Below are 3,609 nucleotides of genomic sequence, written 5' to 3'. Positions count from 1 at the left end.
TTTTGCTTACAGCATCTTTACCATAAGAAACCTTATAGGAGTATTTTTTACCAACTTTAAGTTTTTTAAGCACATTCTTTTTGATTTTGAATATTGCAACACCTTTATTGCTGGTTTTTACCTTATAGGTTTTGCCATTGAATTTCAAGGTTACGTATTTACATTTAATGTATTTCTTGTTAACCTTTTTCAAGGTCACTATGATTTTAAGGACTTTTGCAGATTTTTTAGCCTTAAGGTTTTTAGCAACAACAATGCTGTTCACTTTAACCTTGTTTTTAACAGTTACATCTTTATATGTTGCAGTGATTGCGTATTTACTTGATTTTGGTTTAACAGTAGGTATTTTATAAGTTGCATAACCTTTGCTGTCGGTTTTAACCTTTTTGGTGACACCGTTGAATTTGAAAGTTACGTATTCACCGACTACAGCCCTGCCGCCGATAGTTACACGAACCTTATAAGCGGTGCCAGCTGAGTAAAGCATGACAACATCCTTATTGCCTGTGATAACCGGTTTTATGCTGTTCACTTTAACCCAGTTTTTAACAGTTACATCTTTATATGTTGCAGTGATTGCGTATTTACTTGATTTTGGTTTAACAGTAGGTATTTTATAAGTTGCATAACCTTTGCTGTCGGTTTTAACCTTTTTGGTGACACCGTTGAATTTGAAAGTTACGTATTCACCGACTACAGCCCTGCCGCCGATAGTTACACGAACCTTATAAGCGGTGCCAGCTGAGTAAAGCATGACAACATCCTTATTGCCTGTGATAACCGGTTTTGATGGAACTACAGGTTTAGCGACAGTGTAGACTTTCAATATTGCTGTTACATTATCTTTAGCAAGATCCTCCCAATTGACACCATCCACACTTCCAAATGAAACGTTTTCCTTATGATGATGTCTTGAATTAGATTCGAAAGGTAAAGAACTATTTTTGAATACAACTTTAAAAGTATCATTTGCTGAAATTGGAATGTATTGTGTTAATTTGATGGTATGATAACCTGCAAATGGGCTTACGCCATTTTGTGTGTGTTTTAACACTCCATTAACATAAATATCAAATTCATAATCAACTCCCTCACTATCAAAGTAAGTACCCACGGCTGCAATTAAATCATCTTCAAGAGCAGTGTAGGTATTTGAGAAGTACTTGTATTGATCTACAAAGTTATTTAACTGTCCTGCATCTGTTTGATAATTCTTATTGTATGGAACAGTGTTGTTAAATAAGTAAGCCGCATAGTATGGATACTGCTGAGGGTTTTGAGTATTGAATGAGGTATCATAATATGACAGGTAGAAATAGCCTTCATCTCCCCAGTCTGTACCCCAGCTGTTTTTAATAATCCATGCACCATCACCAGAAGGTGGATTTAGGAAATTACTTGCAGGATAATTATCATCCCAACCAACAAGAGTTACCGCATGATTTATACCTTTAGTTCCATTGTAATAACGTGCAGCAGATGTTTCGTTATAATATTTTGAATTCTCACCTGCATAAATTGCCACTAGAAATGCTCCGTAGTCCATTAATGCTTTTTTAAAGATATAATTGTCTGTTGCATTTTGACGAGTCGGGAAGAACACTACGTCCTGAACATGTATGCTTTCATTTGCCATGTTGATATGAGTGGATACTTTTCCAAGCTCATCATATCTATCCAGATCGGTTGGATATGGACCGTACCAGTTTACAAGATATCCGACACCTGTGGATTGTTGTCCACCTTCCAAAATTCCAGTAACTCCATAAATTGAATATTGAAGCATCGTATTTTGAATATTGTCCTGTGAAAAATTATATAATTTTCCGGTTGCTTTAAGCAATGCTGATTCTAAAGCACCGGATGTTGCAAATGTCCAGCAGGCACCCATTTTACCCTGGTCTCTGACAGGACCCACTAATCCATAATCCTTTAAATTGAATTTATCCAGTAAGGTGTCAAATTTATAAGGAGTGTTATTAATCAGTGTTAATTCTATTCCATCGTTTACCACAATTGTTGCATAAAATGTGTTGTTAACAGAAACCAAATCATTATTGAATTTATTGTCTTCGGCAATGTCTTGTGTTGAGAATACTGAGTATAGGGCATTTCCGTTATCCTTAAAGGTGTTGTTTTGTAATGTGAGTTTGGAATCATAGGTGAATACCGCATCCCCTTTGTTTGATCCGTGATTGTCAATGAAAGTTGAGCCCTTGATTAATATGTCTCCTTTATCAAAGTACAATACTCCCCCAATTTCCAAATCTTCTTTAACAACATTATTTCTCTTGAATGTGGAATTTTCAATGGATACATCAGCATATGATGTCCATAATACTCCACCATCATACATTGCAATATTATCTTCGAAAGTTGAGTTAATGATATTTAACTCAGCTCTAAGCTGCATTACGGCACCTCCAAATGCAGCAAAACAACCATGGAATTTTGAGTTGGCGATTGTCACATAACCCTGTTCAATATCAGCAAAAATCACCCCACCATCCTTACCTGAAGTGATATTTGTAAATTCACAATCCTCAACAGTTAAATTAACCGCATATTTAACGCCAATTGCACCAGCACTATTCAAAACAGTAAGATTCCTGAATTTAGTGTTACGTACAGTCACCCTACCATCTTCACCATAAATTGCATTGGCATAGCTTGAACGTGAATTTGCAAAAGTGGAACCGTCAACAATCAATGCTCCGCCAGAAAAATAAATATGTGACCATTTTGACTCGATTCCACCTTCAAAAGTGGAATTTACAACAATCACATTACACTTTTCGTTGAAAAAAATGTCTGAACTGTCAGTACCAGTATTTGAAATAAATTTTGAATTGTTTACAACCAAATTAGTAGCATTTAGTTCAATTGCACCAGAAGCATATTTGGAGGATGAGTTTTGAATGGTGACATTGTCCAGATAATACTCTGCATTTGGCTGAACGAAAGATACTGCACCATTTAATGCATTTTTGATTATCAAATTTTTTAGAGTGACATTGTTACCAATTATATTAAATATTCTCGCTTTTCCGTTCCCGTCAATACTATATCCGTTACCGTCCAAAAGGAAGTTGCTTTTGGAGACATTAATTCCATCTGTGAAATTGATGTCATTGCCTTCATCGTAGACATAGTCATGAGTAAGTTTTAATTCATTTGTACTTTCATTTATGTCTTTATTTAAATCATTGAAGTTAGCATTTGGTGAATCTGAGGTTAATAAATCCCCTTTACTTGTAAAGTTCGTTATGTTTTTTTCTGCAGATACTGCTGATAATGTGAATAATATCAGCAAAATCAAACTTAAAACAATTAATTTATTTATTTTCATACACACATATATTAGTTAAGAAACTATTAAATATGTTTCCATTAAATTTTCTAATGTATATTATATATGATGATAAACTGAACGTGTTTCAGAAATTAAGTTTTGAATTGGTGATGGCGGGTGTTAATGTTTTATGGAAATTCACAGCTATCTCATGATATTTATCACTAACAATAGCTACAAAGTATTTTATCTCACCTTTAACTGACTCTTTCAAAAACTTTGTTGATTTTCAAAATCCTTTTTTGCGATTGTCATTC

At 34.4% G+C, this 3,609-nt stretch carries 2 protein-coding genes; both read right to left on the bottom strand.

Annotated elements, in window-relative coordinates:
* Positions 1-3,349: C1 family peptidase (locus tag Q0P94_RS10400; protein ID WP_295116370.1), on the bottom strand; the 3,349-nt coding region annotated here is incomplete at its 3' end.
* 88 nt (positions 3,350-3,437) lie between these two features.
* Complete coding sequence (locus Q0P94_RS10395) at positions 3,438-3,566, bottom strand: hypothetical protein (RefSeq protein WP_295116367.1); 129 nt, start codon at positions 3,564-3,566, stop codon at positions 3,438-3,440.
* Positions 3,567-3,609: the final 43 nt, after the last annotated feature.

This window comes from uncultured Methanobrevibacter sp., from assembly GCF_946184425.1.
Lineage (GTDB): Archaea > Methanobacteriota > Methanobacteria > Methanobacteriales > Methanobacteriaceae > Methanocatella.
The sequence above is the reverse complement of the archived record's forward strand: the minus strand, read 5'-3'. Positions and strand labels throughout refer to the sequence as shown.